The following is a 23,644-nucleotide window of genomic DNA, read 5'->3' on the forward strand; positions in this document are numbered from 1 at the left end:
AGTGAATTTCGCCATTTTCAAAATATGGAAGCTGTTTTTATAATGTGAAATCCCCCTATGGAAAAATGCTGCAATGCCGCATAAATACGCGGTTTCCGATCATCGTTCGAGGTAAATAAATCAACTTATTGAGCGGAACGGAAGCGTTTCCGCCGCCGGGATGCCCGGATCGCCGAAACCCGGCTGAAAACCATCAGTCGCTCCCGATGCGGGCCCGGGACGGACCGGACATGGCCGCCGCCCGCCTGGCCTCCCTATGGCGCGATGCGAAGTGCCGGCGGCTTGCGGTGCGCATTTATAATGTCGGTCTTTCATCCCACCACTAGCCAATCATCATGTCTGCCCAACTCATCGACGGAATTGCCCTCTCCCAGAAACTGCGCGCCGAAATCGCCTCCCGCGCCGCCGCATTGACCGCCCAGGGCAAGCAGCCCGGCCTGGCCGTGATCCTGGTGGGCGAAGACCCGGCCAGCCAGGTGTACGTGCGCAACAAGGTGAAGGCGTGCGGCGACGTGGGCATCCACTCGGTGCTGGAAAAATATGACGCCGACCTGAGCGAACAGGCCCTGCTCGACCGTATCGCGGCACTGAACGCGGACCCGGCGATCCACGGCATCCTGGTGCAGATGCCGCTGCCGAAGCACATCAATCCGCACAAGGTCATCGAAGCCATTTCCACGTCGAAGGACGTGGACGGCTATTCGGTGCTGTCGGCCGGCGAACTGATGACCGGCCTGGAAGGCTTCCGCCCCTGCACGCCGTACGGCTGCATGAAGCTGATCGAATCGACCGGCGTCGACCTGCGCGGCAAGCACGCGGTGGTGATCGGCCGCAGCAACACGGTCGGCAAGCCGATGGGCCTGCTGCTCTTGCAGGCCAACGCTACCGTCACCATCTGCCACAGTGCTACCCCGGACCTCTCCGTGTATACGAAGCAGGCCGACGTGGTTGTGGCAGCCGTCGGCCGCCGCAACACGCTGACCGCCGACATGGTGAAGCCAGGCGCAATCGTGATCGATGTGGGCATGAACCGCGACGATAATGGCAAGCTGTGCGGGGACGTGGACTTTGCCGGCATCAAGGAAGTGGCCGCGCACATCACGCCGGTACCCGGCGGCGTGGGCCCGATGACGATCACGATGCTTTTGATGAACACGATCGAATCCGCTGAAAGGGTGTAAGCCTTTCAGCCAACCTTAGGAATAGACGATGACGACTGACAACCCCCTGCTGGACTTTGGCGGCCTGCCGCGTTTCGACGCGATCAAGCCGGAACACGTGACGCCGGCCATCGACGAGCTGCTGGCGAAAAACCGCGACGTGGTGACGCAGCTGGAAGCGCCGGTGGACCCGGTGACGTGGCAGAACTTCGTGACGCCGCTGGAAAACGCCACCGAACTTCTCGGCCGTGCATGGGGGATCGTCAGTCACCTGAACAATGTGGCCGACACGCCCGAGCTGCGTGCGGCCTATAACGAGAACCTGCCGAAGGTGACGGAGTTCTGGACCGAGCTGGCCCAGAACGAGGCGCTGTTCGCCAAGTACAAGGCGCTGCAGGCCTCGCCGGAATTCGCGGCGCTGTCGCCGGCCCGCAAGCGCATCGTCGACAACGCGATCCGCGATTTCCGCATGGGCGGCGCCGAGCTGCCGGCCGAGCAGAAGGAACGCTTCGCGCAAATCCAGGAAGAGCATGCCGCCACATCCACCCGTTTCTCCGAGAACGTGCTGGATGCCACCAACGACTGGAAACTGCTGGTCGAGGATGAAGCCGAGCTGGCCGGCCTGCCGGACGACGTGAAGCACGCCGCGAAGTCGCTGGCGGAAAAAGGCGGCAAGCAGGGCTGGCAGTTCACGCTGCACTTCCCTTCGTACTACCCGATCCTGCAGTTCGCCGACAGCCGCGCGCTGCGCGAAAAGATTTATCGGGCCAACGCCACCAAGGCTTCCGAACTGGGCGATGTATTCAGCGAGCGCGACAAGTGGGACAACGGCGCCAACATCGTCACGCTGCTGAAGCTGCGCGCGGAAGAGGCGCAACTGCTGGGCTACAAGAACTTCGCCGAGGTCTCGCTGGTGCCGAAGATGGCGCAGAGCCCCGAGCAGGTGATCGGTTTCCTCGAAGACCTGGCAAAGCGCGCCCGCCCGTATGCCGAGAAGGACCTGGAAGAGCTGAAGACGTTCGCGGCCGAACACCTGGGCATGACGGAACTGAACGCGTGGGACCTGCCGTACGCTTCCGAAAAGCTGCAGCAGCACCGCTACGCGTTCTCGGCGCAGGAAGTGAAGCAGTACTTCCCCGAGCACAAGGTGATCGACGGCCTGTTCAAGCTGGTGCAGAACCTGTTCGGCGTGCAGATCCTGCCGGACCAGGCGCCCACGTGGCACAAGGACGTACGCTTCTTCCGCATCGAGCGCGATGGCAACCTGGTGGGCCAGTTCTACCTGGACCTGTATGCCCGCCCCGGCAAGAACAGCGGCGCGTGGATGGACGATGCGCGCAGCCGCCGCGTGGAAGCCGGCCAGCTGCAGACGCCGATCGCCTACCTCACCTGCAACTTCACGGAGCCGGCCGTCATCGACGGCAAGGTACAGCCTTCGCTGTTTACGCACGACGAGGTGATCACGCTGTTCCATGAATTCGGCCATGGCCTGCACCACATGCTGACCGTCGTCGAGGAACTGGGCGTGTCCGGCATTGCCGGCGTGGAGTGGGATGCGGTGGAACTGCCTTCACAATTCATGGAAAACTTCTGCTGGGAGTGGAACGTGCTGTCGCACATGACGGCGCACGTGAAGACCGGCGAGCCGCTGCCGCGCGCGCTGTACGACAAGATGCTGGCCGCGAAGAACTTCCAGTCCGGCCTGCAGACGCTGCGCCAGGTCGAGTTCTCGCTGCTGGACATGCACCTGCATTACGACTATCAGCCGGAGTCCGGCAAGTCGGTGCAGGACGTGATCGACGACGTGCGCCGGCGCTTCGCCGTCATCGTCCCGCCGCCGTTCAACCGCTTCCAGAACTCGTTCGGCCATATCTTCGCCGGCGGCTACGCGGCGGGCTATTACAGCTACAAGTGGGCCGAGGTGCTGTCCGCCGATGCCTACGCGGCATTCGAGGAAGCGGCGGAACTGGAAGGTGCCGACGAGCGCGTGGTCGATACGGGCCGCAAGTTCCTGCACGAGATCCTGTCCGTCGGCGGATCGCGGCCGGCGCTGGAATCGTTCACTGCCTTCCGCGGCCGCGAGCCGCAGATCGACGCCCTTCTCCGCCACAGCGGCATGGCCGCATGATGCGGCCGCGGTAAGTGCATGGTGCCGGACACCCAACGGGTGTCCGACACCGGTTTCCCCCTGCCCCGCCGCGCTACAATAGCGCCCATGACCCGCATCGATTTCCACACCAACGTTCCCGACAAGATCGCCTACGCGTGCCGCCTGCTGCGCAAGGCCTACAACGCTTCGAGCTCGTCCGACGCCGCGAGCGCATCCGGCGCGAAAAGCCGCATCGTCGTGATGACGGAAGACAGCGCGCAGCTGGCCCGGCTCGATGCGGCGCTGTGGAGTTTTTCCGGTGTCGATTTCCTGCCGCATGTGCACGCGAACGATCCGCTGGCGCCCGACACGCCGATCGTGCTGGTCGACAGCGACAGCGTGGAACTGCCGCAGGCCGACCTGCTGGTCAACCTGTCGCGCCGCGCTCCCGTGCAGTTCGAGAGCTTTCCCCGCCTGATCGAAGTGGTGTCCACCGATGAAGACGACGCGGCCGCCGGCCGCATCCGCTTCGTCGCCTATAAACGGCAGGACTTCCAGCCCGCCCACCTCAGCGTGGGCAAATCGTGAGCCCGGGCCCGTTCGATGCCGGCATTCCGGTGCTGACGGAAGTGCTGCAGGAAGTTCCGCCGCCCGCCCCTCCAGCGCCGGCTCCCGCCGTTTCCGGTCACAGGCCGGCGGTCTGGCGCACCGGCGTGGGCGCGGCGGCAACCGGGCCCGTTCCGGCACCGACCCCGGTGATCGACCTGGTCGTGCCCGCCGAAGCCGACGTCGAAGCCGGCATGGCAGCGGAAGCTGACGAGGAAGCCGATCCGGGCAAGGAAGCCGATCCGGCAAAGGAAGCCGTAGCGCCCGTCGCAGCGGCCGCCGGATTGGATCTCGCCGCGCTGGAGCAGGCGCTCAGCGAACGCATCGTGCGGCAATTGATGCCACGCGTCGACGCGCTCGTCGCGGAGCGTCTCGACCAGGTGCTGCGCCATCTCGCCGCCGACCTGCAGGCCGGCCTCGGCGAATCGATCGCGCAAGCCGTGGCAGCCTCGGTGCGGCAGGAGCTTGCGGCGCTGCAGGCACCACAAGAGTGAAAATGGCGTGAGCCGCGGCTGGAATGGCGGCCCCGGCCGGTGCATGGATGCCCCCTGCCGGTGCACGCCGCAACAATCGCCATTTGCGCCTTTGCCAATCGAAAAATTTGTTGTACCTTCTGCCAGAATGACGCTCACGAGGCGTCCACCTACTTTCATTGGAGAGACGAGTATGCAGACGAAGTCCATCGCAGTTGCCATCGCCCTCGCCTTCGCGGCTTCCGCCACGATGCCGGCCAGCGCGCAGGAAGTCATCAAGATCGGCCATGTCGGCCCGGTCTCCGGCGCCCAGTCCCACCTCGGCAAGGATAACGAGAACGGCGCCAACATGGCGGTCAACGACCTGAACGCGAAGGGCATCAAGATCGGCGGCAAGCCGGTGAAGTTCGTGCTCGTGCTGGAAGACGACGGCGCGGATCCGAAACAGGGCACCACCGTGGCGCAGAAACTGGTCGATGCCAAGGTCAACGGCGTGGTCGGCCACCTGAATTCGGGCACCACGGTGCCGGCATCGCGTATCTATTACAATGCCGGTATTCCGCAAGTTTCGCCGGCCTCCACCAACCCCGTCTATACGAAGCAAAAATTCAACACCACGTTCCGCGTGGTCGCCAACGATGCCAAGCTGGGCGGTACGCTGGGCCGGTATGCCGTCGACAAGCTGGCTGCAAAGAAGATCGCCGTGATCGATGACCGCACCGCCTACGGCATGGGCGTGGCGACCGAGTTCATCAAGGGTGCCAAGGGCGCGCAGATCGTCGACAAGCAGTTCACGAACGACAAGGCCACCGACTTCAACGCCATTCTCACCAGTATCAAGGCGAAAAATCCGGACCTGGTGTTCTTCGGCGGCATGGATGCCGTGGGCGGCCCCCTGCTGCGCCAGATGAAGGCACTGGGCATCAAGGCCAAGTTCATGGGCGGCGACGGCGTCTGCACCGACGCGCTGCCGCGCCTGGCCGGCAGCGCCGCCGCCGATGGCGTGGTGACCTGTGCCGAAGCGGGCGGCGTGCCGCCGGAGCTGCAGAAGAACATGGACGACTTCCGCGCCCGCTACAAGAAGGCGTACAACCAGGAAGTGCAGCTGTACGCGCCATACGTCTACGATTCCGTGATGACGCTGGCGCAGGCGATGCAGGATGCCGGATCGAGCGATCCGAAGAAATACCTGCCGTTCCTGAAGAAAGTGAAGTACCAGGGCGTGACGGGCCTGATCACGTTCGACCAGTTCGGCGACATCAACGATGGCGCGCTGACCCTGTTCACGTACACCGGCGGCAAGAAGACGCGAATGGAAGTGGTCAAGTAAGAAGGATAAGACGGAGACAAACCGTGCGGCCGTCCCCTGGTGGACGGCCTTTTGTTTTTTCAGCGGCCCTTATTTGCTGGCCGCATAAGTATTGGAGTAAACCGCATATGCAACAGAAGCTGATTTCCCTGGCCATCGGCGCCACCCTGCTCTCCGCTGGCGGCGCGATGGCGCAGGAAGTGGTCAAGATCGGCTATGTCGGCCCGCTGTCGGGCCAGTCCGCCCACCTGGGCACGGACACCTCGAACGGCGCGCGGCTGGCCGTCGAAGACCTGAACGCCAAGGGCTTCAAGATCGACGGCAAAGCCGTCAAGTTCGTGCTGATGGCCGAGGATGACGCCGCCGAGCCGAAGCAGGCCACGGCTGCCGCGCAGAAGCTGGCCGACCAGAAAGTGAACGGCGTGATCGGCCACCAGACGTCCGGCACGTCGATCCCAGCCTCGCGCATCTACTATAACGCCGGCATCCCGCAGATCTCGGCATCGGCCACCAGCCCGGTCTACACGCGGCAGAAGTTCAACACCACGTTCCGCGTGGTCGCCAACGACCTGAAGCTGGGCGGCACGCTGGGCAAGTACGCCGTGCAGAAGCTGGGTGCGAAGCGGATCGCCGTGATCGACGACCGCACCGCCTACGGCATGGGCGTGGCCACCGAGTTCGTCAAGGCCGCGAAGGGCGCGCAGATCGTCGACAAGCAGTTCACCAACGACAAGGCCACCGATTTCAACGCGATCCTTACCAGCATCAAATCGAAGAATCCCGACCTGGTCTTCTTCGGCGGCATGGATTCGGTGGGCGGCCCGCTGCTGCGCCAGATGAAGGCGCTGGGCATCAAGACCAAGCTGATGGGTGGCGACGGCATCTGCACCGAAGCGATGCCGAAACTGGCCGGCCCCACCGCAGGCGACGACGCGATCGTGTGCGCGGAAGCAGGCGGCGTGACGCCGGCGCAGCAGAAGAAAATGGAAGAGTTCGCCGGCCGCTATAAGAAGCGCTATGGCCAGGAACTGCAGATCTACGCACCGTATTCGTATGACGCGGTGATGGCGATGGCCACGGCGATGGCGAGCGCAAAGTCGGCCAATCCGAAGCAATACCTGCCGTTCCTGTCGAAAGTGAGCTATCCGGGCATTACCGGTACGATCGCCTTCGATGCCGCCGGCGATATCAAGGATGGCGCGCTGACCCTGTTCACGTTCCGCGGCGGGAAGAAGACGCTGATCGAAGTGGTGAAATAAGCATGAAGTCGTGAAACAAGTGGGCGTAAAAAAAACCGGGCATTGCCCGGTTTTTACGTGGCGCAAAAGCTTACTTCTGCGCCATGATCCATTTGACGAGCGTTTTCGCATCCGCCTCGCTCACCTGCGGATTGGCCGGCATCGGGATTGCGCCCCATACGCCGGAACCGCCCTTGATGATCTTGCCGACCAGTTTGGCTTCGGCATCCTTCTGGCCCGCATACTTGGCGGCCACGTCCTTGTAGGCAGGTCCCACCAGCTTGTTCGCAACAGCGTGGCAAGCCATGCAATTCTTGGCCTTCGCCAGGTCCGCGCTCGCCATCGCCGACTGCGACACGAACGCCGCGCCCACTACCAATGCACCCATCACGAAACGTTTCATCGATTTCTCCAAAATATTCCTGCCGGTGATTCTAACCCGTTTCCCATACGCAGGTACGTATAGCGCCTATTGCCACAACGAAGCGCTCGGGTATTCCGTTGACCCTTCAAATGTTGCAACACGTAAATTTTGTAAGTAAGATGGATCGCTTACCGGAGCCCGCCATGCCGATCATCCTTGCCATCCTTGCACTGTGCGCGCTGCGCTTTCTTGAAATCTGGCGCTTTGCCGACCTGTCGTGGTGGTGGATCGTGGGACTGATGGTGGCCGCGTTCATCTGGTTCGAGTTCGCCGAACCGATGCTGGGACTGGACAAGCGCAAGGCCCACGACGTGGATGCGAAACGGCGCAAGGACCGGGTCGCGGACCGCTTCGGCGCGGGGAAGAAGAAGTAACTCCCCGCCGGGCCCGTGTTGTGCAGGCAGCGCTCGCACAACACGAACTCGCGCATTGCGGACCGGTTACCGCTTCAGCTGCGACAGGTCGCGCACGGCGCCGCGGTCGGCGGAAGTAGTCAGCGCGGCATAGGCACGCAGCGCCTGCGAGACGGCGCGCTCGCGGTTGACCGGCTGCCAGGCGGCGGCGCCCTTGTCTTCCATCCTGCCACGGCGGTGCGCCAGTTCCTCGGCCGTCACGCGCAGGTTGATCGTGCGGTTCGGGATGTCGATGTCGATCATGTCGCCCTCTTCCACCAGGCCGATGGCGCCGCCTTCGGCCGCTTCCGGCGAGGCGTGGCCGATCACCAGGCCCGAGGAACCGCCGGAGAAGCGGCCGTCGGTGAACAGCGCGCAAGCCTTGCCGAGGCCCTTCGACTTGATGTACGAGGTCGGGTACAGCATCTCCTGCATGCCCGGGCCGCCTTTCGGACCTTCGTAGCGGATGATGACGACGTCGCCCGCATGGACCGTGTCGCCCAGGATGCCTTCCACCGCAGCGTCCTGGCTTTCGAACACGCGCGCCTTGCCGGAGAACTTCAGGATGCTTTCATCCACGCCGGCCGTCTTCACGATGCAGCCCTTCTCGGCGATGTTCCCGTACAGGACGGCCAGGCCGCCATCCTGCGAATAGGCATGCTCGCGGTCGCGGATGCAGCCGGCCGTGCGATCGAGGTCGTTGGCCTCGAAACGTTCCGATTGCGAGAACGCCGTCTGCGTCGGCACGCCGCCCGGGGCGGCACGGAACAACTGATGTACCGCCTGGTCATCGCTGCGCTTGATGTCGTATTTCTCGATCGCCTCGCCCAGCGTCTTCGAATGCACGGTCGGCAGCGACGTGTCGAGCAGGCCGGCGCGCGCCAGCTCGCCCAGGATCGCGATGATGCCGCCGGCGCGGTGCACGTCCTCGATGTGGTACTTGTCCGTCATCGGTGCCACCTTGCACAGGCATGGCACGTTGCGCGAGATGCGGTCGATGTCGGCCATCGTGAACGACACTTCCGCTTCGTGCGCGGCGGCCAGCAGGTGCAGCACGGTGTTGGTCGAGCCGCCCATCGACACGTCCAGCGCCATCGCGTTTTCCCAGGCGGCCTTGGAGGCGATATTGCGCGGCAGGACCGAGTAATCGTCCTGCTCGTAATGGCGCTTGGTGATCTCGACGATCGTGCGGCCGGCGCGCAGGAACAGTTCCTTGCGGTCCGAGTGCGTGGCCAGGATCGTGCCGTTGCCCGGCAGCGACAGGCCCAGCGCCTCGGTCAGGCAGTTCATCGAGTTCGCCGTGAACATGCCGGAGCACGAACCGCAGGTTGGGCAGGCCGAACGCTCGATTTCGGCCACGTCGGCATCCGACACGGTCGCATCGCCGGCCTTGATCATCGCGTCCACCAGGTCCAGCTTGATGATCTTCCTGTCATTGTTGACGACCTTGACGACCTTGCCCGCTTCCATCGGCCCGCCGGAGACGAAGATGACCGGGATATTCAGGCGCATCGCGGCCATCAGCATGCCCGGGGTGATCTTGTCGCAGTTCGAGATGCACACCATCGCATCGGCGCAGTGCGCGTTGACCATGTACTCGACCGAATCGGCGATCAGGTCGCGCGACGGCAGCGAGTACAGCATGCCGCCGTGGCCCATCGCGATGCCGTCGTCGACGGCGATGGTGTTGAATTCCTTGGCCACGCCGCCGGCCGCCTCGATTTCGCGCGCGACCATCTGGCCCAGGTCCTTCAGGTGCACGTGGCCCGGCACGAACTGCGTGAACGAGTTGACGACGGCAATGATCGGCTTGCTGAAATCGCCATCCTTCATGCCGGTGGCGCGCCACAGCGCGCGGGCGCCGGCCATGTTGCGGCCCTGGGTGGTGGTGTAGGAACGGTAGGTTGGCATGATGGAGGACTCCTCAAACTTGTATAAAGGGCAGCAACTGCTGCACACGCGGACAGGTGCGCGAAAGGGCATCAGCTTGCGCGCGTTGCCATCAGTTGTCAAATATATGATTTAATGCCCTGTGATTCAAATAGGCTATCACCCGCAATGAACATCGAACTCCGCCAGCTGCGCTACTTCGTCACCGTGGCCGAAGAACTGCACTTCGGCCGTGCGGCCAAGCGCCTGCACATGACTCAGCCGCCGCTGTCGCAGACCATCCTCGCACTGGAAGACCTGCTGGGCGCCGCCCTGTTCGACCGCAACCGCCGCGGCGTGGCGCTGACCGCGGCCGGCGACGCGCTGCTGCCGGAAGCGCGCCGCCTGCTGGCCCAGGCGGGCGAGCTGCCGGCCCTGGTCAAGCGGGCTGCGTCGGGCACCACGGGCAGGCTGGTGCTGGCATTCGTCTCGTCCGCGGACTACAGCGTGCTGCCGCCTTCGCTGCGCGCGTACCGCGCCGCGTTCCCGCAGGTGCAGATCACGCTGCAGGAAGCCACCTCCGACCTGCAGCTCGAAGAGCTGCTGCACGGCCGCGTCGATGCGGGGCTGCTGATCCCGCCGCTGCCGGACAAGGCGAAAGCGGAACTCGACTACCTGCCGGTGCTGAACGAACCGCTGATCCTGGCCTCGCCGGCCGGCCTTCCGGAACTGCGCGGCAAGCACGAAGCCAACCTGCGCGCGCTGCCGCCGCTGCCGCTGATCATTTTCCCGCGCGCGATTTCCCCTGGGCTGTACGACGCGGTCCTGGCGGTATTCCGCGCCGCCGGCATCACCCCGGTCATCGGGCAGGAAGCGATCCAGATGCAGACCATCGTCAGCCTGGTGTCGGCCGGCATGGGCATCGCACTTGTGCCACAATCGGTCTCCAACCTGCGCCGCCCGGGAGTAGAATACCGGCCGCTGGCGCAGGCCACCCCGCTCGTGGAAACGGGCCTGGCCTGGCGCCGCGACAATACTTCCCCTGTCCTCAAGGGCTTCCTGGACTTGATGAGAAAGAGACTCTGAATGCTGATTCACCCGATGCCCGATCCTGTCGCCCTGCAACTGGGCCCGGTGGCGATTCACTGGTATGGCCTGATGTACGTGCTGGCATTCGCGCTGTTCATCGCACTGGGCCGCGTGCGCATCAAACAGCCGCACATCGCCGCGCTGGGCTGGAAGAACCAGGACCTCGATGACATGCTGTTCTACGGCATGCTGGGCGTCGTGCTCGGCGGCCGGCTGGGCGAAGTGATCTTCTACCAGCCGCACCTGTTCGCCACGCCGCTGGAGATCTTCAAGGTCTGGCACGGCGGCATGAGCTTCCATGGCGGCTTCCTGGGCGTGCTGGTCGCCATGTGGTTCTGGTCGCGCAAGGCGAAGCGCAACCTGCTGGACGTGTACGACTTCATCGCGCCGATGGTGCCGCTCGGGTATGCCGCGGGCCGTCTCGGCAACTTCATCAACGCGGAACTGCCGGGCCGCCCGGTGCTCGACCCGGACCTGCCGTGGGCGATGATCTGGCCGAACGTGGATGCGCTGCCGCGCCACCCGTCGCCGATCTACCAGATGCTGGTGGACGGCATCCTCGTGTTCATCATCCTGTGGATGTTCGCGCGCCATGCCCGCCCGCGCCTGGCGGTCGGTGCCATGTACACGCTGCTGTACGGCTGCGCACGCTTCTTCACTGAGTATTTCCGTACGCCGGACTGGGAAACCACCGTACTGGGCTTGCCGATCACGTCGGGCCAGGTGCTGTCGCTGCCGATGATCGTGGCGGCCATCGCGATGCTGGTGTGGTCCTACCGGCGCAAGACCTACGGCGCGGCGCCGGCGCACGCATAGCGGGCCCGCCACCATCGCCGGCGCGGCCGGCAAGCCCGCGCCGGCGGTCTCGCCGTCAGTCACCCGGCTGGCGCTTCAGCCGATCAGCTTCAGGATGAAGCGCCACTCGTCCGCTTCGACCGGCATCACGGACAGCCTGCTGCCCTTGGCCAGCAGGCGCATGTTCTCCAGCTCCGGGTGGCTGCGCAACTCCTTCAGGTCCACGTAGCGCCCCTTCTTGACCGCCTTGACGTCGATGCCGGTCCAGCGCGGGTTTTCCTGCGTGGCCCTGGCGTCGTAGTAAGGGCTTTGCGGATCGAACTGCGTGGCATCCGGATACGGCGTGCTGGCGATTTCGGCGATGCCGGCGATGCCCGGCACCGCGCAACTGGAGTGATAGAACAGCACGCCGTCGCCGACCCGCATGCCGTCGCGGATGAAATTGCGGGCCTGGTAGTTGCGCACCCCGTACCAGGACGTGGTCTGGCCCTGCGACGCGAGCACGTCGTCGAAACTGACATCGTCGGGTTCGGATTTCATCAGCCAGTACTGTTTCGGCATCTGCCTTGCTCCTCACATGAATAGGTCGACGAAAAAGGCTGGACGTAAAAAAGCCAGGCGTAAAAAAGCGGCTGCGCACCTTTCAGTGCGACAACCGCTTTCGGTACTACAAATTTCAATGCTTCAAATAAGGCCCCGCCTGTGCCGTCATGCCGGCATCCTGAACCTAACGGTTCAAGGCGGTCACAGTCAGTTCAACTTCGGGTTCATCGGACTAGCGACGCTCACACCCGCCGAACAATGTTCCGCGACCTATGCGTGTTAATGGTTCAAGGAATATATGGCACTTCTCGAACACCGCAGGGTAGGACGCAGTTTACTCCTCAAACGCCTCGAGGGAAAGTCTTATCGTGTGTCAGAACAGATTTTCCTGGGGAGTCAGCGCACTGTCGAGCACCCGGTGCATCGCGGCGATCTTGTGCTGCACTTCGAGCAGCGAGATCTCGGACAGCGGGCCGGCCGGCGCCTTCGCCGTCAGGAACTCGGCGGCCATCGACAGCGCGGCCATCACGGCGATACGGTCGTTGCCCTTCACCTTGCCGGTGTCGCGGATGGTGGTCATTTTCTTGTCCAGCAGCGCGGCCGCTTCGCGCAGCGCGCGTTCCTCGCCTTCCTTGCAGACGAGGCGGTACGACGAACCGAGGATGTTGACGTCCACGTTGCTCATGACTGGAGGTCCTCTTTCTCGGGGGTTGCTGTTTCCAGCGGGGGGATATGTTCCAGCAATGCCGATACGCGCGCATGCGCTTCGGCCAGGCGCTTCTGGTAGCCGAGGTTTTCAGCCACCAATGCAGCGTTGGCTTGGCGCAGTTGCGCGTTTTCGCGGCGCAACGAAAGCGCCAGCTCGGCCAGCTGCTCGATCTTGTCGGAAAGTTCTTGGAAGTCTGCAATCATCCCGCCACTATAGGGCGGCGCGATAACGTGGTCAACCGAATCGGCAGCGTTCGACACTTAATTACATCGTAATAAGGGAACGTAGCGATAAGACAGCCGTACTGGACAGCTGGGACCATGCCGCCGGACGGCGGCATGGGAAGGATTGCCAGGTAAATCAGGCGACCGTGCCCAGCGCCAGCAGCAGCATGGCGCCAGCCAGCACGCCCAGCGCCGCGCCGGCGGCCACGTTGATCGCGACACGCACCCATTCCGGCGCATGCAGGTCTCTCGGGAATTTCGAGTGGAACATCGCAGCCTCCGCCAAACAAAGAATTCAATGCAATGTTTTCAGTGCAACGCTTGATGCAGCATTCAATGACCGCTTCCAAATCCGAAGAATAGTGTGCACCTCCGGCGTGGCTTTGTCAAAACACAAACGGGCATTCCCCTGCCCCGCCGGTCATTGACGCTAACGCTTGGAAATTTTCTCAACATGATTCTCTTGAAATCACTTCTGACCATCCCTATAATCGTTGGCACTCGTTAGTCGAGAGTGCTAACAACGATTCAACCTCACTGTACACATAAGGAGTTTTGTATGAACCTTCGCCCCTTGCACGATCGCGTCATCGTCAAACGCCTGGACCAGGAAACCAAGACCGCATCCGGTCTGATCATCCCTGATGCCGCCGCCGAAAAGCCGGACCAGGGTGAAGTGCTGGCAGTGGGCAACGGCAAGGTTGCCGACAACGGCACGCTGCGCGCACTGGAAGTGAAAGTCGGCGACCGCGTTCTGTTCGGCAAATACTCCGGCCAGGCCGTCAAGGTCGACGGCGAAGAACTGCTGGTGATGCGCGAAGAAGACATCCTGGCGATCGTCAACAAGTAATCGGCCGACCCCTTACATAGATTCTGGAGAATTCCAACATGGCAGCTAAAGAAGTGATTTTCGGCGACGCAGCGCGCGCCAAAATGGTTGAAGGCATCAACATCCTGGCCAACGCAGTCAAGGTCACCCTGGGCCCGAAAGGCCGCAACGTGGTGCTGGAGCGCTCGTTCGGCGCCCCGACCGTGACCAAGGACGGCGTTTCGGTCGCCAAGGAAATCGAACTGAAAGACAAGCTCCAGAACATGGGCGCGCAGATGGTGAAGGAAGTCGCATCGAAGACCTCCGACAACGCCGGTGACGGCACCACCACCGCGACCGTGCTGGCACAAGCCATCGTGCGCGAAGGCATGAAGTTCGTTGCCGCCGGCATGAACCCGATGGACCTGAAGCGCGGCATCGACAAGGCTGTCGCCGCCACCGTCGAAGAACTGACCAAGATCGCCAAGCCATGCACCACCTCGAAGGAAATCGCCCAGGTTGGCGCGATCTCCGCTAACTCGGACTACTCGATCGGCGAGCGCATCGCTGAAGCGATGGAAAAAGTGGGCAAGGAAGGCGTCATCACCGTGGAAGACGGCAAGTCGCTGAACGACGAGCTGGACATCGTGGAAGGCATGCAGTTCGACCGCGGCTACCTGTCGCCGTACTTCATCAACAACCAGGAAAAACAGGTTGCCGTGCTGGAGAACCCGTTCGTCCTGCTGTTCGACAAGAAGATCTCGAACATCCGCGACCTGCTGCCGGTACTGGAGCAAGTGGCGAAAGCCGGCCGTCCGCTGCTGATCATCGCCGAAGACATCGAAGGCGAAGCGCTGGCGACCCTGGTGGTCAACAACATCCGCGGCATCCTGAAGACCTGCGCAGTGAAGGCTCCGGGCTTCGGCGACCGCCGCAAGGCCATGCTGGAAGACATCGCCGTGCTGACCGGCGGCCAGGTGGTGGCTGAAGAAGTCGGCCTGACGCTGGAAAAAGTCACGCTGGCAGAACTGGGCCAGGCCAAGCGCATCGAAGTGGGCAAGGAAAACACGATCGTCATCGACGGCGCCGGCGAAGCCGCTGGCATCGAAGGCCGCGTTCGCCAGATCCGCGCGCAGATCGAAGAAGCCACCTCGGACTACGACCGTGAAAAACTGCAGGAACGCGTGGCCAAGCTGGCCGGCGGTGTTGCCGTGATCAAGGTTGGCGCTGCCACCGAAGTCGAAATGAAGGAAAAGAAAGCTCGCGTGGAAGATGCACTGCACGCCACCCGCGCTGCCGTGGAAGAAGGCATCGTTCCTGGCGGCGGCGTGGCCCTGCTGCGTGCCCGCGCTGCGCTGACTGTCAAGGGCGACAACCCTGACCAGGACGCCGGCATCAAGATCGTGCTGCGCGCGATGGAAGAGCCGCTGCGCATGATCGTGCAGAACGCCGGCGAAGAATCGTCGGTGGTGGTCAACGCCGTCCTGGGCGGCACCGGCAACTACGGCTACAACGCCGCCAACGGCACCTATGGCGACATGGTGGAAATGGGCGTGCTGGACCCGGCCAAAGTGACCCGCTCGGCACTGCAGAACGCCGCATCGATCGCCGGCCTGATGCTGACGACCGACTGCATGGTGGCTGAAGTGGTGGAAGACAAGCCAGCCGGCGGCATGGGTGGTATGGGCGGCATGGGTGGCATGGGCGGCATGGACGGCATGATGTAATCATCCGGTAAATGCCGGCTTCGGCCAGCTGCACCTGAAAAGGCTGCTTCTTCGGAAGCGGCCTTTTTTATTGCCCGGACAACAAACTGGGGACGTACCCCTGTTTCCAGGCAAGACTATCGATCTCCCCGCCCAAAAACTGGGGACGTACCCTTGTTTCCAGGCAAGACTATCGACCACCTGCATGCATGGCAAACGCGTGGACGATTCCTCAAAACAAGGGTACGTCCCCAGATTTGCGACCCCGCATTTGCGCCAGATTTGCGTTCCCAGTTTTGCAAAGAGTTTCCTCTAAACAGGGGTACGTCCCCAGTTTCTGCGCGGCTTTTTGGAGGCGGAAACAATAACGGCTGCCGAGGCAGCCGTCGATGACGTCACAGGGGTGTCAGGGCCGCCGTCGCGCCAGCCCGGCTCCGACGGCGCTGCCGACGCCCACACCGAGGCCGATGCCCATCGCGAAATTGCCCATTGCAACACCGATCGCGCAGCCGATCGCTGCACCCAGGCTGATACCGAAGCCAACATAGCGCCCGGTGCGGTCGTCCGGTTCCATATCCATCTTGCGTCTCCTGTTTCGTGGTTGTTGTGGAATCAATATACACCCGGTTTTCGATCTCTCTGCTGTTTTTTTAAGCGGACCGTCCCGCTTGAACAACGTTTTCAACACAGCCTGGATCACGCTTTTGCGCCGCATCAAAGCCGCTGTTTGCCTTCCCAAAAGCGCTGTTCAAGGACCGGAAAAGGGCGTGCCGTGTTGCACTGCACTGCTCGCGTGCGCCAGCACGAGGATGGCCGTTTTATCATCCCCGACTGGTCCAGACAGCGAGAACGACATGGCAGACACGGTAGGCGACTTCCTCTTGCAACGCCTCGGCGAATGGGGCGTGCGGCGCATATTCGGTTATCCCGGCGACGGTATCAACGGCATCATGGGCGCCTTCGGCCGGCAGGAGCAGATCGAGTTCATCCAGGTGCGGCACGAGGAAATGGCCGCCTTCATGGCCACTGCGCACGCGAAATTCACCGGCGAAGTCGGCGTGTGCCTGGCCACCTCCGGCCCCGGCGCAGTGCACCTGCTCAACGGCCTGTACGACGCCAAGCTCGATCACCAGGGCGTGGTGGCGATCGTGGGCCAGCAGAAACGCATGTCGATGGGCAGCGATTACCAGCAGGAAGTCGACCTGCAGGCGCTGTTCAAGGACGTTGCGCACGAATACGTGCACATGGCCACCGATCCGGCCCAGGTGCGACACCTGATCGACCGCGCCTTCCGCATCGCCAAGGAGGAACGCGCGGTCACCTGCCTGATCTTCCCGAACGACGTGCAGGAGCTCGACGCGGTGCCGAAGCCGCCGCGCGAGCACGGCACCGTGGTCTCCGGCATCGGCGCGCTGACGCGCAGCCACGTGCCGCCGCAGGACGCGCTGCAGCAGGCCGCGCGCATCCTCAACGAAGGCAAGAAGGTCGCCATCCTGGCCGGCGCCGGCGCGCTGCATGCCACCGACGAACTGATCGAAGTGGCCGACATCCTCGGCGCCGGCATCGCCAAGGCGCTGCTCGGCAAGGCCGCCGTGCCGGACGAGCTGCCGTTCGTCACCGGCACCATCGGCCTGCTCGGCACCAAGCCCAGCCACGACATGATGAATGACTGCGACACGCTGCTGATGGTCGGCTCGAACTTCCCGTACAGCGAGCACCTGCCGAAGGAAGGCCAGGCGCGCGGCGTGCAGATCGACATCGACGCGCGCCGCGCCAGCGTGCGCTACCCGATGGAATTCAACCTGATCGGCGACTCCCGCGAAACGCTGCGCGCGCTAATTCCGCTATTGCAGCGCAAGACCGAACGGCAGTGGCAGGACGACATCCGCGCCAACGTCGAGCGCTGGTGGCGCGTGCTGGAAGGCCGCGCGATGAACGAAGCCAATCCGATCAACCCGCAGCGGGTGTTCTGGGAACTGTCGCCGCGGCTGCCGGACGATTGCATCATCGTCGGCGATTCCGGCTCGGCCACCAACTGGTATGCACGCGACGTGAAGATCCGGCGCGGCATGATGACCAGCGTGTCCGGCGGCCTGTCCACCATGGGCTGCGCGGTGCCGTATGCGATCGCCGCCAAGTTCGCCCATCCGGACCGCCACGTGATCGCGCTGGTCGGCGACGGCGCCATGCAGATGAACGGCATCAATGGCCTGATCACGATCGCCAAGTACTGGCCGCGCTGGGGCAACGGCAAGCTGGTGGTCATGGTGCTCAACAACCAGGACCTGAACCTGGTCACGTGGGAAGAGCGCGTGATGGGTGCCAATCCGAAATTCGAAGCGTCGCAGGTCATGCCCGATTTCCCGTACGCGCAATATGCGGAACTGGTGGGGCTGAAAGGCATCCGGATCGACAGCGCCGACGCGGTGGCTGCCGGCTGGGAAGCGGCGCTGGCATCGGACCGGCCCTGCGTGCTCGAGATGGTGACCGATCCGCACGTGCCGCCCCTGCCGCCGGACGTGCCGGTGAAGCAGGCCGCGGCCTATTTCAAGGCGCTGCTGAAGGGCGACCCGGATGCGCTGGCCACCGTGCGCGCCAGCATCAAGGAGACCTGGGAGGGCTGGTTCCCGCCTAAAAAGGACTGACCCATCGCGGCGCATTCGATTGGCGCTGTGCAAATGGTGCCTTTCGATTACCATGTCCGCAACATGGACACGAAAAACCGCTCGAACAAATCCTCGCACCTTCCCGCCCTTGCCGGCGCCCTGGCCGGCTTGCTGGCCGCCGCGTTTGGCGCGTGGTACCTGTACCCGCAGCACGTGGGTCCGGGTACCGCGCGGGTGCAGCCGCCGGCCGCCACTGTCCCGGCATCCGCTCCCGCATCTGCCCCCTCATCTGCCCCCTCATCCGCCCCTGCCCAGAAGCCGGGCCAGGCGGTGACGCGCGACCAGGCCGTGGCGCGCCTGATGGCGCTGCCCGAACTGCAGGCCTGGGCGAAGCGGATCGAGGCGGCGTCCGGCGGCGCGGTACGGGGCGCCGTGGTGCCGTTCGACCCTGAACCGCGCACGGTGAACGGCAGGCAGTACCACCAGCTCAGCTTTGTCGAGAACCGGCCCGAGGCCGCGGTCACCTGGCAGAGCTTCCTGGTCGGCGCGGCCGATGGCGAGATCCTCGTCGACGACGACGAAACCCTGCTGCCGCTGGCGCGCTGGCGTACCGAACAACGACCGATGGAGCGGGCCGCGCGCTGATCGGCCCTCATCGACCACCATGGAGCCACCGATGTACACGCTGTATTACTCTCCCGGCGCGGCCAGCCTCGCCGTGCATGCCGCGATTCACGAGAGCGGCGCCGCCCACCAGCTGGTCAATGTCGACCTCGACGTGCCGCGCACGGACGACTACCTGCGCCTGAATCCGCAAGGCACCGTGCCCACGCTGCTCATCGACGGCCTGGCCCACCGCGAGTCGGCCGCCCTGCTGATGCTGCTGGCCGAACGCCATCCCGAAGCGAACCTGGCGCCGGCTCCCGGCACGCCGGGCCGCGCCGAATGGCTGCAATGGACGGTAGCGCTGGCCACCTCGCTGGGCGGGCCGTTCCGGCTGTGGTTCTACCCGCAGGACGCGGGCCTGGATGCGCACGACGAAGCCAGCCGCGGGCCGGTACGCCGCACGCTGGAAGCCGGCTTCGAGCGGATCGCCTCGCACCTGGCGGCGCACGGTCCCTATCTGCTGGGCGAGCGTTTCAGCTCGGCCGACCTGCAGCTGTGCATGTACCTGCGCTGGTCGCGCGCGATGCCGAAACCGGCCACCGAATGGCCGGAGCTGGACCGCCTGGCGCGGCTGGTCACCGCCCGCCCCGCATGGCGTGCCACGGTAGCCATGGAAGGCCTGCATAACTGGCACCTTGACCGCGCAGAGACAGTACAATGATGCCATGTTCAAGAAACTCATTGCCGCGCTGTCGTCGCGCCGGCACGCCTCCTCTGCCCAGCCGTACAAGCAGGACGAACTGAACCTGATGTACCACCTGCTGTTCTGCGACGATCCGCAGCTGGTACAGCAGGGTGCGGAACCCGCATCGCTGTTCGGCGCGGCGCCGGATCCGCGCGTGGTGCAGACGATCGGCGAAGACCCTGCCGAAGAAAGCCGCGTGCGCCTGCTGGCCTGGCAATGGCTGCGCGCCGCCGGCCAGCCGGTCGCCTCGCGCGACCTGCTGGGCGTGATCGTCGAAGTGCCGCTCGAGGGCGGGCTCGACGTGCTGGCCGCGTATGCCGACGGCACCGTGCGCTATATCCACCATACCGGCCGCGTGGCCGTCTTCGAAGGCGCACCGGACAGCGTGGCAGAGCAGGGCAAGCTGCTGGTGCATGCGGCCATTCCGCTGGCAGCGGCCAGGGGGCTGTGTAAAAACCGCGCGAAACCGCCTGCTTTCGGTGGCCTGCGCCTGTCACTGCTGGCTGCCGATGGCCTGCATGTGCGCGACGGCACGTTCGGCGACATCAGCCGCGACCAGGTCGCCTCGCCAGTCCTGAAGCAGGCGCAGCGCCTGCTCGATATCGTCGTCAGGCAGGGTTCCTGAGCGCCGGTGCCGTTGGCACCGACTGCACCCTGCCCACCCACCACCATGTGAACAGCGACAGGCCCGCGGCCAGCCAGCCGTTCAGGCCGTAGCCGCTGATGTGGCCGGCCGCATTCGTGTGCAGCCACAATCCGCCCAGCAGCGCGCCCAGTCCCGTGCCGATCTGCTGCACGGCCGCGTTCGCGCTGAGGAAGGCGCCGCGGCGCCGCGCATCGGGCACCGTCGTCATCAGTGCCTGCAGCGGCACGTTGCGGCCATTCATCGCCACCATGAAGAACGGGAACATGCACACCAGGGCAATCAGCGGCAGCCGCGGCAGGTGCGTGATGACGAGGATGGGCACCAGCGAGAACAGCACGAAAACGCGGAATACCCTGTGCCGGCCGGCGCGGTCCGACCAGGAACCGACGTAGCGCGAGCTGAAGAATGCGGCGACGCCGCCGGCCATGTAGATCCACATGATGTCGCCCGGCTGCACGCCGAGATTACCCACCAGCACCGGCGAGATGAAGGGAATCACCAGCATCCCGTTCAGCATCGTCACGAACGTCAGCAGGAAGGCGCGCAGGTGCTCGGGCACGCGGAACAGCGCCACCAGTTCCGGCAGCGCGCGGGCCGGCGGCGAGTCGCCGTTCCCGTTGCGGTCGAGGTGCGACGTCAGCGGCGGCAGCACGAACGCGGCAAGGCACCAGATCGCCATCGACAGCACCACCAGCAGGTAGAACGGCGACTGCCAGCCGAAGCGGGCAGCCAGGCCCACGCCCAGCGGCACGCCGAGGATCGCGGCCATCGAGAACGAGGTCATCACGATGCCGGTGGCATAGCCGCGCCGCTGCGGGGCGATGAGGTCGCCGATGATCGCCATGCCGATCGCGCCCAGCACGCCGCCGGTCAGTCCGGCGAAAGCGCGCGACAGCACCAGCACGTGGAAATTCGGCGCCATCGCGCACGCCAGGTTCGACAGGTTGAACAGCAAGAACACCGTCAGCAGCAGGCGTTTGCGGTCGAAGCGGTCGATATAGGTCGCGGCCAGCAGGCCGGACAGCCCCGCGCACCACGCATAGGCGGACACGGCACCGGAAAACTGCGCCGGGCTGATCGAGAACGCCGCCATCAGTTGCGGCGACAGCGGCATCATCACCATGAAATCCATGATCACGGTGAACTGGGTCAGTGCCAGCAGCCACAGCACGAGCCGTTCGCGCGCTGGAGCAAGGGAAGTGGAAGTAGTGGTCATCTGTTTTTTCTTGTTGGAGCGGCGGAAGCGCCGCTCCCGCCGGGTCGTCGGACGCCGACCGGTTACGCCAGCTGGCGGATCTCGTCGGCCGCGCGGCGCAGGATCGCGGCGATCTGTTCGGCGCGCGCCGGCGGCGCTGCCGGATCGCGGCCTTTTTCGATGACGGCGTGCTTCAGTTCGTGCATCACCGAGCGCAGGTTGTCGCGGCCGCCACTGCCGGGCTCGGCCAGGCGCGCCATCAGCGCATCGACCATCTGCCGGTTCTCGTCCAGGAACGCCTGCCCTTCCGGCGTGATCGAATGCAGTTTCTTGTTGCCCTCGCTGCTGATCGACACGTGGCCCATATCGTACAGCATTGCCATCAGCGGATAGATCGCCCCCGGGCTCGGGGCATAACCGCCACCCACGCGGCCTTCCAGCTCCTTGATGATTTCATACCCATGGCGCGGCTTTTCCGCGATCAGCTGCAGCACCACGTAGCGCATCGCGCCCGCGTCGAACATGCGCGGCCCCCTGCCTCCGCCCATGCCGCCCGGGCCGCCGCCATGACCGCCACGGGAATGGTGGGATTCGTGCGAGCGGGGGCCGTGGTTTCGGAACTTGTGGAACATGTGAACTCCTTAAGATATATCGCAATAAGATATATCTTAAACCTTCTGCGATATATCGCAAGGTTTTTTTCATGGTCCCGCAGGCCCCGCACACCCGCTATTGCTGCGCTCTCAATTTTGCAGATACGGTATCGTTGTCCCATCGCGGCGGCAGGCATCGGGACATGCCGCGGCACATTGAAACCAACCCACGGAGGATGTATGCGCAAGATGATCTTGATGGCGATCGCCGGCTTTATCTGGAAGAAAGTGCAGGGCCGGGTGCTGAAGCGGGCGCCGGCGCAAGGCGTGCGCCGCCGTTACTGAACGCGGGCAGATCGGCATAGGGGGCAGCTAATGTAAGCTGCGCCCCTGCCACACCACCCGGCATGCGGGTCCGCACCGGGCGGTTCGAGTAGTTGAGGTCAGGACAGGCGTGGTACGCCAAGCCGGTCGAAATAAGCGATCGTGAGGACTGTTTTCAGCAACCGATCAGCGTTTCGCCACCAGCATCGGCTGCTAGCGGCTACCCGCTTCGCAACCGTTTCCGACGCCCCTAGATTGCGCAATTCCCGATACATGGTTTTTCCACGCTTCCAGTGCTTGAGCTGGATCGCTCTCAGCCTGTGGCGCAGCCACTCATCGAGTTTCCGCCAAACCTTCGGCGTTTGAGCCAGCTTGAAGTACCCTTTCCAGCCAAGCATGTAGCGGCGCAGGTTGTCGACGACTTGTGCCATGCTTTTGCCGCCAGAGCGCCACGTCAATTCCCGAATACGCTGCTTGAATGTTGCCAGCGGCTTATCCGCGACCTTGAGTTTGACGCCACTGCGATCAGCCCAGAGGCTGTAACCGAGGAATTTACGACCAAAGGCGCTACCCACCGCACTCTTGCCTTCGTTGACCACGAGGTGCAACTTGTCATAGAGACGGCGCAGCAACGCCATCACCCGCTCGCCAGCATGCTTGCTGCGCACGTAGACGTTCGCATCATCGGCATAGCGCGCAAAGCAATGGCCGCGACGTTCCAGTTCCTTGTCCACTTCATCGAGCAGGACGTTGGCCAGTAGCGGCGACAGCGGCCCGCCTTGCGGCGTCCCCTCGTTCCGCGACTGCACCACGCCATGGTCCATGATGCCGCTGTTCAGATAAGCGCGGACCAGCCAGATTACTCCAGCGTCATTGATGCGTTTCCGTAGGCGGTCGATCAGGATGTCGTGGTTGACCCGGTCGAAGAACTTCGACAGGTCCACGTCCACTACGATCCGTCGTCCCGACTGGACATACGCCCGAGCGGCAAGTACCGCATCCTGCGCACGCCGACCGGGACGAAAACCGTAGCTGTGCTCGCTGAAAGTGGGGTCAAGAATCGGTTGCAGCACCTGGAGCAGTGCTTGCTGGATCAGCCGATCCGTCACCGTCGGGATGCCGAGCTCACGCTCGCCACCGTCGGGCTTCGGGATCGTCACCCTTCGTACCGGGCGGGGCCGGTACGTCCCTGCCAGCAGTTGTTCGCGTATTTCCGGCCAGGCGACGGCCAGATAGCGCGAGGTTTCGTCAATGTCCCGACCATCCACCCCGGCTGCGCCCTTGTTGGCACGCACACGCTTGAACGCCTGCAGCAGATTTTCCCTTCTCAGCGCTGCTTGCAGCAGCGCCGATCCTGCGTTTCCTGACACATGTCGCGGACCACAGGCTTCGTCGCTGGAAGTTGCAGCCAAGGCTTCACCCTGACCTACGGCCTCCCGCCCCGCTGACGCGGGCATCTGACGCATTGCCTGTTGTATCGACATGCCGGAAAAAA

General features: G+C 63.9%; 25 protein-coding genes and 1 other RNA gene. 15 read left to right on the forward strand and 11 right to left on the reverse strand.

Features of this window, described 5'->3' with window-relative positions; all coding sequences use genetic code 11:
* Positions 1–335: 335 nt before the first annotated feature.
* The 6 genes from folD to ACY34H_RS28510 all read left to right on the forward strand — a co-directional run bounded on the left by folD (position 336) and on the right by ACY34H_RS28510 (position 6,896).
* Positions 336–1,181 (forward strand): bifunctional methylenetetrahydrofolate dehydrogenase/methenyltetrahydrofolate cyclohydrolase FolD, encoded by an 846-nt coding sequence (folD, locus tag ACY34H_RS28485; protein WP_464980786.1) that lies wholly within the window; start codon positions 336–338, stop codon positions 1,179–1,181.
* Positions 1,182–1,209: 28 nt separating this feature from the next.
* Positions 1,210–3,288 carry a M3 family metallopeptidase gene (locus ACY34H_RS28490; protein WP_464980787.1) on the forward strand — a complete coding sequence of 693 codons (2,079 nt, stop codon included), beginning with the start codon at positions 1,210–1,212 and terminating at the stop codon, positions 3,286–3,288.
* Between the two features lie 87 nt (positions 3,289–3,375).
* On the forward strand, positions 3,376–3,837 hold the full coding sequence (locus tag ACY34H_RS28495; RefSeq protein WP_464980788.1) for a DNA polymerase III subunit chi: 462 nt from the start codon (positions 3,376–3,378) through the stop codon (positions 3,835–3,837).
* On the forward strand, positions 3,834–4,349 hold the full coding sequence (locus ACY34H_RS28500) for a hypothetical protein (protein ID WP_464980789.1): 516 nt from the start codon (positions 3,834–3,836) through the stop codon (positions 4,347–4,349). Before ACY34H_RS28495 ends, ACY34H_RS28500 begins: the two co-directional genes overlap by 4 nt.
* 172 nt (positions 4,350–4,521) lie before the next feature.
* Entirely contained in the window at positions 4,522–5,658 is a 1,137-nt protein-coding gene (locus ACY34H_RS28505) for a branched-chain amino acid ABC transporter substrate-binding protein (protein ID WP_464980790.1), read from the forward strand.
* A gap of 107 nt (positions 5,659–5,765) precedes the next feature.
* Positions 5,766–6,896, forward strand: coding sequence for a branched-chain amino acid ABC transporter substrate-binding protein (locus tag ACY34H_RS28510; protein WP_464980791.1), 1,131 nt, complete (start codon positions 5,766–5,768; stop codon positions 6,894–6,896).
* Positions 6,897–6,966: 70 nt separating this feature from the next.
* Here the strand turns inward: ACY34H_RS28510 and ACY34H_RS28515 are convergent, their stop codons facing one another.
* Positions 6,967–7,278 (reverse strand): c-type cytochrome, encoded by a 312-nt coding sequence (locus ACY34H_RS28515; RefSeq protein ID WP_464980792.1) that lies wholly within the window; start codon positions 7,276–7,278, stop codon positions 6,967–6,969.
* Between the two features lie 164 nt (positions 7,279–7,442).
* Here ACY34H_RS28515 and ACY34H_RS28520 point away from each other — a divergent pair, with 164 nt between their 5' ends.
* Complete coding sequence (locus ACY34H_RS28520) at positions 7,443–7,673, forward strand: TIGR04438 family Trp-rich protein (protein WP_464980793.1); 231 nt, start codon at positions 7,443–7,445, stop codon at positions 7,671–7,673.
* 66 nt (positions 7,674–7,739) lie between these two features.
* Here the strand turns inward: ACY34H_RS28520 and ilvD are convergent, their stop codons facing one another.
* Entirely contained in the window at positions 7,740–9,602 is a 1,863-nt protein-coding gene (gene ilvD / locus ACY34H_RS28525) for a dihydroxy-acid dehydratase (RefSeq protein WP_464980794.1), read from the reverse strand.
* 147 nt (positions 9,603–9,749) lie between these two features.
* Between ilvD and ACY34H_RS28530 the strand changes: the two genes are divergently transcribed.
* Positions 9,750–10,646, forward strand: a complete 897-nt coding sequence (locus ACY34H_RS28530) for a LysR family transcriptional regulator (RefSeq protein WP_464980795.1) — start codon at positions 9,750–9,752, stop codon at positions 10,644–10,646.
* Positions 10,647–11,465, forward strand: a complete 819-nt coding sequence (lgt, locus tag ACY34H_RS28535) for a prolipoprotein diacylglyceryl transferase (protein WP_464980796.1) — start codon at positions 10,647–10,649, stop codon at positions 11,463–11,465. It begins immediately after the preceding gene.
* Positions 11,466–11,540: 75 nt separating this feature from the next.
* Here the strand turns inward: lgt and ACY34H_RS28540 are convergent, their stop codons facing one another.
* The 5 genes from ACY34H_RS28540 to ACY34H_RS28560 all read right to left on the reverse strand — a co-directional run bounded on the left by ACY34H_RS28540 (position 11,541) and on the right by ACY34H_RS28560 (position 13,191).
* Positions 11,541–12,005, reverse strand: coding sequence for an EVE domain-containing protein (locus ACY34H_RS28540; RefSeq protein WP_464980797.1), 465 nt, complete (start codon positions 12,003–12,005; stop codon positions 11,541–11,543).
* A gap of 128 nt (positions 12,006–12,133) precedes the next feature.
* A non-coding RNA gene (ssrS, locus tag ACY34H_RS28545) (6S RNA) lies at positions 12,134–12,314 on the reverse strand.
* A gap of 46 nt (positions 12,315–12,360) precedes the next feature.
* Positions 12,361–12,672 carry a cell division protein ZapA gene (locus ACY34H_RS28550; RefSeq protein ID WP_155710337.1) on the reverse strand — a complete coding sequence of 104 codons (312 nt, stop codon included), beginning with the start codon at positions 12,670–12,672 and terminating at the stop codon, positions 12,361–12,363.
* Complete coding sequence (locus ACY34H_RS28555) at positions 12,669–12,956, reverse strand: hypothetical protein (RefSeq protein ID WP_464980798.1); 288 nt, start codon at positions 12,954–12,956, stop codon at positions 12,669–12,671. Before ACY34H_RS28555 ends, ACY34H_RS28550 begins: the two co-directional genes overlap by 4 nt.
* Positions 12,957–13,056: 100 nt before the next feature.
* Positions 13,057–13,191 carry a hypothetical protein gene (locus ACY34H_RS28560; RefSeq protein ID WP_464980799.1) on the reverse strand — a complete coding sequence of 45 codons (135 nt, stop codon included), beginning with the start codon at positions 13,189–13,191 and terminating at the stop codon, positions 13,057–13,059.
* A gap of 288 nt (positions 13,192–13,479) precedes the next feature.
* On the opposite strand from ACY34H_RS28560, the gene groES reads away from it, so the two are divergent.
* Positions 13,480–13,770, forward strand: coding sequence for a co-chaperone GroES (groES, locus tag ACY34H_RS28565; protein WP_130187819.1), 291 nt, complete (start codon positions 13,480–13,482; stop codon positions 13,768–13,770).
* 38 nt (positions 13,771–13,808) lie between these two features.
* The gene (gene groL / locus ACY34H_RS28570) at positions 13,809–15,455 is read left to right on the forward strand and encodes a chaperonin GroEL (protein WP_464980800.1); all 1,647 of its coding nucleotides are present in this window, start codon (positions 13,809–13,811) and stop codon (positions 15,453–15,455) included.
* A 385-nt stretch (positions 15,456–15,840) separates the two neighbouring features.
* Here groL and ACY34H_RS28575 read toward each other — a convergent pair whose 3' ends face one another.
* Entirely contained in the window at positions 15,841–16,014 is a 174-nt protein-coding gene (locus ACY34H_RS28575; protein ID WP_175424636.1) for a glycine zipper domain-containing protein, read from the reverse strand.
* 274 nt (positions 16,015–16,288) lie between these two features.
* Here ACY34H_RS28575 and ACY34H_RS28580 point away from each other — a divergent pair, with 274 nt between their 5' ends.
* The 4 genes from ACY34H_RS28580 (at position 16,289) to ACY34H_RS28595 (ending at position 20,016) form a co-directional block, all read left to right on the forward strand.
* Entirely contained in the window at positions 16,289–18,079 is a 1,791-nt protein-coding gene (locus tag ACY34H_RS28580; RefSeq protein ID WP_464980801.1) for a thiamine pyrophosphate-requiring protein, read from the forward strand.
* Positions 18,080–18,142: 63 nt separating this feature from the next.
* The gene (locus ACY34H_RS28585) at positions 18,143–18,685 is read left to right on the forward strand and encodes a hypothetical protein (RefSeq protein ID WP_464980802.1); all 543 of its coding nucleotides are present in this window, start codon (positions 18,143–18,145) and stop codon (positions 18,683–18,685) included.
* 19 nt (positions 18,686–18,704) lie between these two features.
* On the forward strand, positions 18,705–19,367 hold the full coding sequence (locus tag ACY34H_RS28590) for a glutathione S-transferase family protein (protein ID WP_464980803.1): 663 nt from the start codon (positions 18,705–18,707) through the stop codon (positions 19,365–19,367).
* A 4-nt stretch (positions 19,368–19,371) separates the two neighbouring features.
* Entirely contained in the window at positions 19,372–20,016 is a 645-nt protein-coding gene (locus ACY34H_RS28595; RefSeq protein WP_464980804.1) for a hypothetical protein, read from the forward strand.
* Here the strand turns inward: ACY34H_RS28595 and ACY34H_RS28600 are convergent.
* The 3 genes from ACY34H_RS28600 to ltrA form a co-directional block, all read right to left on the reverse strand.
* Complete coding sequence (locus tag ACY34H_RS28600; RefSeq protein WP_464980805.1) at positions 20,000–21,253, reverse strand: MFS transporter; 1,254 nt, start codon at positions 21,251–21,253, stop codon at positions 20,000–20,002. The genes ACY34H_RS28595 and ACY34H_RS28600 overlap by 17 nt on opposite strands.
* A gap of 62 nt (positions 21,254–21,315) precedes the next feature.
* Positions 21,316–21,864, reverse strand: a complete 549-nt coding sequence (locus ACY34H_RS28605; protein ID WP_464980806.1) for a PadR family transcriptional regulator — start codon at positions 21,862–21,864, stop codon at positions 21,316–21,318.
* Between the two features lie 404 nt (positions 21,865–22,268).
* Positions 22,269–23,633: a group II intron reverse transcriptase/maturase gene (ltrA, locus tag ACY34H_RS28610; RefSeq protein WP_464977593.1), complete on the reverse strand. Its 1,365-nt coding sequence runs from the start codon at positions 23,631–23,633 to the stop codon at positions 22,269–22,271.
* Between the last annotated feature and the right edge of the window lie 11 nt (positions 23,634–23,644).

It is taken from the genome of Pseudoduganella sp. jia 9, from assembly GCF_055502615.1.

What these genes read in the sequence shown, in the direction of transcription:
- ACY34H_RS28520 (WP_464980793.1), top strand. Translation starts at nt 7,443, where the DNA reads ATGCCGATCATCCTTGCCATCCTTGCACTGTGCGCGCTGCGCTTTCTT.
- ACY34H_RS28490 (WP_464980787.1), top strand. Translation starts at nt 1,210, where the DNA reads ATGACGACTGACAACCCCCTGCTGGACTTTGGCGGCCTGCCGCGTTTC.
- lgt (WP_464980796.1), top strand. Translation starts at nt 10,647, where the DNA reads ATGCTGATTCACCCGATGCCCGATCCTGTCGCCCTGCAACTGGGCCCG.
- groL (WP_464980800.1), top strand. Translation starts at nt 13,809, where the DNA reads ATGGCAGCTAAAGAAGTGATTTTCGGCGACGCAGCGCGCGCCAAAATG.
- ACY34H_RS28505 (WP_464980790.1), top strand. Translation starts at nt 4,522, where the DNA reads ATGCAGACGAAGTCCATCGCAGTTGCCATCGCCCTCGCCTTCGCGGCT.
- ACY34H_RS28550 (WP_155710337.1), bottom strand. Translation starts at nt 12,672, where the DNA reads ATGAGCAACGTGGACGTCAACATCCTCGGTTCGTCGTACCGCCTCGTC.
- ACY34H_RS28580 (WP_464980801.1), top strand. Translation starts at nt 16,289, where the DNA reads ATGGCAGACACGGTAGGCGACTTCCTCTTGCAACGCCTCGGCGAATGG.
- ACY34H_RS28590 (WP_464980803.1), top strand. Translation starts at nt 18,705, where the DNA reads ATGGAGCCACCGATGTACACGCTGTATTACTCTCCCGGCGCGGCCAGC.
- folD (WP_464980786.1), top strand. Translation starts at nt 336, where the DNA reads ATGTCTGCCCAACTCATCGACGGAATTGCCCTCTCCCAGAAACTGCGC.
- groES (WP_130187819.1), top strand. Translation starts at nt 13,480, where the DNA reads ATGAACCTTCGCCCCTTGCACGATCGCGTCATCGTCAAACGCCTGGAC.
- ACY34H_RS28600 (WP_464980805.1), bottom strand. Translation starts at nt 21,253, where the DNA reads ATGACCACTACTTCCACTTCCCTTGCTCCAGCGCGCGAACGGCTCGTG.
- ACY34H_RS28540 (WP_464980797.1), bottom strand. Translation starts at nt 12,005, where the DNA reads ATGCCGAAACAGTACTGGCTGATGAAATCCGAACCCGACGATGTCAGT.
- ACY34H_RS28595 (WP_464980804.1), top strand. Translation starts at nt 19,372, where the DNA reads ATGTTCAAGAAACTCATTGCCGCGCTGTCGTCGCGCCGGCACGCCTCC.
- ACY34H_RS28515 (WP_464980792.1), bottom strand. Translation starts at nt 7,278, where the DNA reads ATGAAACGTTTCGTGATGGGTGCATTGGTAGTGGGCGCGGCGTTCGTG.
- ilvD (WP_464980794.1), bottom strand. Translation starts at nt 9,602, where the DNA reads ATGCCAACCTACCGTTCCTACACCACCACCCAGGGCCGCAACATGGCC.
- ACY34H_RS28510 (WP_464980791.1), top strand. Translation starts at nt 5,766, where the DNA reads ATGCAACAGAAGCTGATTTCCCTGGCCATCGGCGCCACCCTGCTCTCC.
- ltrA (WP_464977593.1), bottom strand. Translation starts at nt 23,633, where the DNA reads ATGTCGATACAACAGGCAATGCGTCAGATGCCCGCGTCAGCGGGGCGG.
- ACY34H_RS28585 (WP_464980802.1), top strand. Translation starts at nt 18,143, where the DNA reads ATGGACACGAAAAACCGCTCGAACAAATCCTCGCACCTTCCCGCCCTT.
- ACY34H_RS28495 (WP_464980788.1), top strand. Translation starts at nt 3,376, where the DNA reads ATGACCCGCATCGATTTCCACACCAACGTTCCCGACAAGATCGCCTAC.
- ACY34H_RS28560 (WP_464980799.1), bottom strand. Translation starts at nt 13,191, where the DNA reads ATGTTCCACTCGAAATTCCCGAGAGACCTGCATGCGCCGGAATGGGTG.
- ACY34H_RS28605 (WP_464980806.1), bottom strand. Translation starts at nt 21,864, where the DNA reads ATGTTCCACAAGTTCCGAAACCACGGCCCCCGCTCGCACGAATCCCAC.
- ACY34H_RS28575 (WP_175424636.1), bottom strand. Translation starts at nt 16,014, where the DNA reads ATGGATATGGAACCGGACGACCGCACCGGGCGCTATGTTGGCTTCGGT.
- ACY34H_RS28530 (WP_464980795.1), top strand. Translation starts at nt 9,750, where the DNA reads ATGAACATCGAACTCCGCCAGCTGCGCTACTTCGTCACCGTGGCCGAA.